The 5,442-nt window shown below is 63.4% G+C and carries 6 protein-coding genes and 1 pseudogene; 3 read left to right on the top strand and 4 right to left on the bottom strand.

The genetic code is table 11. The annotated features are described in order from the left end of the window. A partial coding sequence (locus tag ENZ74_RS20260; RefSeq protein WP_127288054.1) for an FAD-binding protein occupies nt 1–263 on the bottom strand: 263 nt, incomplete at its 3' end. A 128-nt stretch (nt 264–391) separates the two neighbouring features. Next, nucleotides 392–1,714: a DUF3422 family protein gene (locus ENZ74_RS20255; RefSeq protein ID WP_013530349.1), complete on the bottom strand. Its 1,323-nt coding sequence runs from the start codon at nt 1,712–1,714 to the stop codon at nt 392–394. Nucleotides 1,715–1,920: 206 nt separating this feature from the next. Here ENZ74_RS20255 and ENZ74_RS20250 point away from each other — a divergent pair, with 206 nt between their 5' ends. The 3 genes from ENZ74_RS20250 to ENZ74_RS20240 are packed head-to-tail and all read left to right on the top strand — an operon-like array spanning nt 1,921 to nt 4,690. Then, on the top strand, nt 1,921–2,724 hold the full coding sequence (locus ENZ74_RS20250) for an FCD domain-containing protein (RefSeq protein ID WP_032808722.1): 804 nt from the start codon (nt 1,921–1,923) through the stop codon (nt 2,722–2,724). 19 nt (nt 2,725–2,743) lie between these two features. Then, nucleotides 2,744–3,889: an alpha-hydroxy acid oxidase gene (locus tag ENZ74_RS20245; RefSeq protein ID WP_013530347.1), complete on the top strand. Its 1,146-nt coding sequence runs from the start codon at nt 2,744–2,746 to the stop codon at nt 3,887–3,889. A 27-nt stretch (nt 3,890–3,916) separates the two neighbouring features. Further along, the gene (locus tag ENZ74_RS20240; RefSeq protein ID WP_063170129.1) at nt 3,917–4,690 is read left to right on the top strand and encodes a metallophosphoesterase; all 774 of its coding nucleotides are present in this window, start codon (nt 3,917–3,919) and stop codon (nt 4,688–4,690) included. A gap of 38 nt (nt 4,691–4,728) precedes the next feature. Here the strand turns inward: ENZ74_RS20240 and ENZ74_RS35725 are convergent, their stop codons facing one another. Together ENZ74_RS35725 and ENZ74_RS20230 are read right to left on the bottom strand one after the other, a co-directional pair. Further along, on the bottom strand, nt 4,729–4,860 hold the full coding sequence (locus ENZ74_RS35725) for a hypothetical protein (RefSeq protein WP_013893872.1): 132 nt from the start codon (nt 4,858–4,860) through the stop codon (nt 4,729–4,731). Between the two features lie 293 nt (nt 4,861–5,153). Beyond that, nucleotides 5,154–5,442, bottom strand: a pseudogene (locus ENZ74_RS20230) (GMP synthase); the annotation flags it as partial.

The raw sequence follows: 5,442 nt of genomic DNA, 5'->3' as shown, positions 1-5,442 counted from the left end.
GTGCCGGAGCCGCGCGGCACGACGCGGATGTTGCGGTCGTTGCAGTATTTCAGCACGCGCGAAACCTGCGCCACCGTTTGCGGCAGCACGACGACCAGCGGCAGCTGCCGATAGGCGGTCAAGCCGTCGCTCTCGAAGGCGCGCATGGAATTGGCGGCGTCGACGACGCCCTCACCCGGCACGATGATGCGCATGTCGGCGACGATCTCGTCGCGCCGGCGCATCGTGGCATCGTCTGGTTTCGGCATGGCCAGGCCGGACATCAGCAGCCTCATTTCGCTTGACTGGTCAAAATCTTTTACCAGTGAAGCGCGTTGGGTGCAAATCCTGTAATGGCGGCGAATCCAACTTCAAGGCGGAGACAGGCTTACGCAGCGGCAATCTGCCGCTGCTATTCGCCGGGCGGCTTGCCGGGTTCGGAGTGCATCCGGCGCACGCGGCGCACGCCCCACCAGACCAGCAGGATGGCGACAGGCACCGAAGCAGCGGTAATGATCTCCGGCGCGAAGGCATGGCCGAAGATCGAGGCGCCCTTGGCGACATAGCCGACAAGGCCGACCACATAATAGGAGACGGCGGCGACCGAGAGCCCCTCGACGGTCTGCTGCAGGCGCAATTGCAGGCGGGCCCGGTTGTTCATCGAGGCAAGCAGGTCGCGGTTCTGCTTCTCGACCTCGACATCGACCCAGGTGCGCAGCAGCGTCGTGGCGCGGGTCAGTTTTCGCGATAGATTTTCCTGCCGCTCCTCGACCGAGCGGCAGGTGCGCATTGCGGGCGCCACACGGCGCTGCAGGAACCCGCGCCATGTGTCATAGCCGGGCACAGCCTCTTCCTCGAGTGCGTCCAGCCGTTCGCCGACGATGCCGTCATAGGCGCGGCTGGCGCCGAAACGGTAAAGGCTCGACGCCGCGTCCGCCTCCAGCTCCGCCGCAAGTTCGGTCAGATCGGCCAGCAAGGTCTGGCTGTCCCGTGTCCCGGCGACCTTCATTTCCAGCGTGGTCTGCGCCAGCCGGTCTTCGATGCGGCGGGCGCGGCCGGACAAGGTCAACGCCAGCGGCAGGCCGAGCATGGCCAGCGTCCGATAGGTCTCGATGTCGATAAGCCGCTGTGACAACGCGCCGGTGCGCGCCGGGGTCAAGCCGCGATCGAGCAGCAGCATGCGCGTCAGGCCATCGCCATCCTGGCGAAAATCGGTGACGATGGCGGCGTTTCCGCGCTCGACCAGCGAGTAGCACAGGCTGGTCGGATCGAAACCGGCTATCAGTTGCTCGCTTGCTTGCGTCCATTTGCGGATTTCGAGCCTGATGCCGGAGATGCAGGTTCCCGGCGGGGAAAACCCGTTGCCGAAGGGTGAGTCCTCCTGCGTCCTGCCGCTTTCGGAAAGCGGCCCTTCCCACAAATAGGTCGAGAATTCGGTGTGCCGCTCCCAGCGCAGCGAGCCCTTGCCCCATTTCATGGCATGGTGGCGGGCCTGGCGGTCGGGCGCGGCGATGCCGAGGCGCCGCGACAGTTCGGAAAGCACCGCGTGGTCGACGCCGGAGCCGCCCTCCGTCATGAAGGCGAGTTGCATCAGGACGCGTGGCTTTTCGATCAGCGGATGCGGCCGGGCATGAACCTCGCCGAGTGCGCCGGGCCGGCCCTCATGCGCGGGAAAGCCCATGACGCTGCCCTTGGCGCGCGGCTGGAATTCGAGATCGGACGGGTCGTCTGACACGGCTTGTTCCCCGGGGGTTTCCTTGAACCCGCTTGCACTCGCGTCCCTCTAGTGCCAATGGCCTGACGACGCAAACGGCAAAGTTAGCCGAAGATCACGGGATCGGGCGGGAAATCGGCCTGCTTTTTGTCAATTGGATAAATAATTTGACCAGTTGGCGAGGCAGGCTCTATTCTGCGGCACCGGTTCACCTTCCAGGCATTCTGTTGAGCGACATTTTTTCCAGGATCGAGCATTCGCGCACCGCCGACGAGGTGGTGCAGCAGATCGAGAGCCTCATCCTCGAAGGCGTGCTGCGCACCGGCGACCGGCTGCCGGGCGAGCGCGAGCTTGCACGCCAGTTCGACGTATCGCGGCCGATCCTGCGTGACGCCCTGAAGGCACTGGAAGGACGCGGCCTTTTGACGACAAGGCCCGGCGGCGGCACGCATGTCGCCGATGTCATCGGCCAGCTCTTCACCAAACCGGTGACGGACCTGATCTCGATGCACCGCAAGGCAGTGACCGACTATCTGGAATACCGCCGCGAGATCGAAGGGGTTGCGGCTGAATATGCGGCACGGCGCGCCACCCCAGACGACATGGCGCTGCTCGACAAGATCATGGCACGCATGGACGATGCGCACCGGACCGGCGACTTCGACGACGAGGCCGAGATCGACGTCGAGTTCCACCACGCGATCTGCGAATGCGCACACAACATCATCCTTTTGCACACGCTGCGCTCCTGTTATCGGCTGCTGTCGGAGGGCGTGTTCCAGAACCGGCTGCTGGTGTTCACCGTACCCGGCGCGCGCGACGCCCTGCTCGCGCAGCACCGGGCGATCCATGCGGCGGTGAAGGCCGGCGACCCGGCCACCGCCCGCCAGGCGGCGATGGACCACATCACCTATGTCGAACGGTCGATGGCGGAGGCCGAGCGCAGCGGCGACTGGCAGCGCGTCTCGCGGCTGAGGTTGAAACAGCGCGTTGACGCCACCGATACAGAACCAGCACGCAAACGCTCCTAGCTATCGAAACGGGAAGCCCATGAGCCAGATCCTGACCATCGCCGACCTCAAGGACCTCGCACGCCGGCGTGTGCCGAAGATGTTCTTCGACTATGCCGATTCCGGTTCGTGGACCGAAAGCACGTATCGGGCCAACGAGGAGGATTTCCAGAAGATCAAGTTCCGCCAGCGCGTCCTCGTCGACATGGACAACCGTTCGCTGGCATCGACGATGATCGGCGAAAAAGTGTCTATGCCGGTGGCATTGGCGCCAACCGGCATGACCGGCATGCAGCACGCCAATGGCGAGATGCTGGCGGCGCAGGCGGCGGAGGAATTCGGCGTGCCGTTTACCTTGTCGACGATGAGCATCTGCTCGATCGAGGATGTCGCCTCGGTTACCACGAAGCCGTTCTGGTTTCAGCTCTATGTGCTGCGTGACAAGGATTTCGTGCTCAACCTGATCGACAGGGCAAAGGCGGCGAAATGCTCGGCGCTCGTGCTGACGCTCGACCTGCAGATTCTCGGTCAGCGTCACAAGGACATCCGCAACGGGCTTTCGGCGCCACCCAAGCTGACGCTGACCAACATCGTCGACATGGCCATCCGCCCGCGCTGGTGCGCCGCCATGGCCGGCACCAAGCGGCGGACCTTCCGCAACATTGTCGGCCACGCCAAGGGCGTCGGCAACATGGCCTCGCTGGCATCGTGGACGACGGAGCAGTTCGACCTGCATCTGTCGTGGAAGGACGTCGCCTGGATCAAGGAGCGCTGGGGCGGCAAGCTGATCCTCAAGGGCATTCTCGACAAGGAGGACGCGCTGATGGCGGCCAAGACCGGCGCCGACGCGATCATCGTTTCCAACCATGGCGGGCGCCAGCTCGATGGTGCGTCGTCGTCGATCGGCGTGCTGGAAGAGATTGCCGACGCGGTCGGCGACACGATCGAAGTGCATATGGATGGCGGCATCCGCTCCGGCCAGGATGTCCTGAAGGCGCTTTGCCTCGGTGCCAAGGGAACCTATATCGGCCGGCCGTTTCTTTACGGCCTGGGGGCGCTTGGCAAGGAAGGGGTTACCAAGGCGTTGGAAATCATCCGCAAGGAGATGGACATCACGCTGGCGCTGTGCGGAAAGCGTCTTGTCACCGACATGGGCAAGGACCAGCTCCGGCGCCAGGTCCCGTGACCGCCTGACCACGGAGACACCGAAAAGTTGGCAGAATCCGGCATCCATTTTCTCGACGCGCATGGGCCGGACGGCATCCGTCTCTATGCGATCGGCGACGTCCACGGCCGGCTCGACCTGCTGGCCGCCATGCATCTGCGCATCAGGGCCGAGATCGAGCAGGAGGCGCCTGCCGACTGGCGCGTCATCCATCTTGGCGACTATGTCGACCGCGGGCCGGACTCGAAGGGCGTCATCGATTTCCTGATCGAAGCGCAAGAGCGAGACCCTCGTCACCTGATGCTGGCCGGCAACCACGACATCGGCTTTCTCGATTTTCTCAAGACCCCTGACCCGGAAGGGCTTTTCATCCGGTTCGGCGGCATCCAGACGGCACAGTCTTACGGCGTAACGATCAGTGAAGGCACAAGCGTGTGGTTCGGCAAGGCCGAATCGGCCGTGCGCAGAGGACATCAGGCACTGGTCGAGGCCGTGCCGCAAAGCCACATCGACTTCCTGCGATCGCTGCCGTTTTCCGTGACTTTCGGGGACTTCTTCTTCTGCCATGCCGGCATCAGGCCGGGCATTCCTCTGGAGAAGCAAAACCCGCAGGATCTGATCTGGATCCGCGACGTCTTCCACAACCACCCCGACCTCTATCCGAAGATCGTGGTGCACGGCCACACGCCGGTGCCGGAGGCGGAAGTGATGGCAAACCGCGTCAATGTCGACACGCTTGCCTGGCAATCAGGCATGCTGAGCGCGCTCGTCATCGACGGCGCGGACAAACGCATCCTGACAATGACGATTAAGGAAGCTTGAGCGCCGCGCGTCGGAGGACGCGAAAGACGCTTCCCGCTTTAGCGCAGCGAGGCGGTGACGCCGTAACCGTCGACGGCGTTGTGGTTGTTGGCTGCGTCGGCGGCATAGATGCCGAGACCGCACAGCACGATGGCGGACAACATGGCAAAGGACAGAAGCGCTGCTTTCACGGAGGTCATCTCTTGTTGAGCTTTCTGCATCTGTGCACCAGGCGGTTACCAATGCGTTGAAACGGAGAATTCGCTTCAAAGTTTCGACGATTTTGCGCTTCTAGGCATGTTCTGTATCAACGGTGTGTCGCGCGGGTCACACAAAAGGTTCATAGCCGTTGCACAGAAGATGCAGAGCGCGCGCCTTCTAGGATGGCGGGCGGACACAAGCCAAGAATGAAACCGTTTTCCCCAGGCGGTTTCACCGCCGCGTGCCAATTATGTCACGCTGGAGGGTACGGAGAGACCAACGCTCAGATGGTCGCTACCCAGGCCCGGGCAATGGCGAGGCCAGCGGCATCCGCATCGGGCCCGTTGCGGGCCATTTCGCCATCGAGCTTGCCGGCCCAGTCGGGATGGCGCGCAGCGATGGTCGGGGCAAAGGACGCGCTCCAGTCCTTGACCATCGGCCGGTCGGCCTCGAAATGAAACTGGAAACCGTACACGGCTCGGCCGACGCGAAACGCCTGGTTCTCGGCGACCTCGTTGCCGGCAAGCCGTACGGCGTTTTCGGGCAACACGAAGGTGTCGTCGTGCCATTGG

Source organism: Mesorhizobium sp. M7A.F.Ca.CA.002.15.2.1 (assembly GCF_003998715.1).
Taxonomy (GTDB): Bacteria; Pseudomonadota; Alphaproteobacteria; order Rhizobiales; family Rhizobiaceae; genus Mesorhizobium; species Mesorhizobium ciceri.
This window is presented reverse-complemented; position numbering and strand designations above follow the sequence as displayed.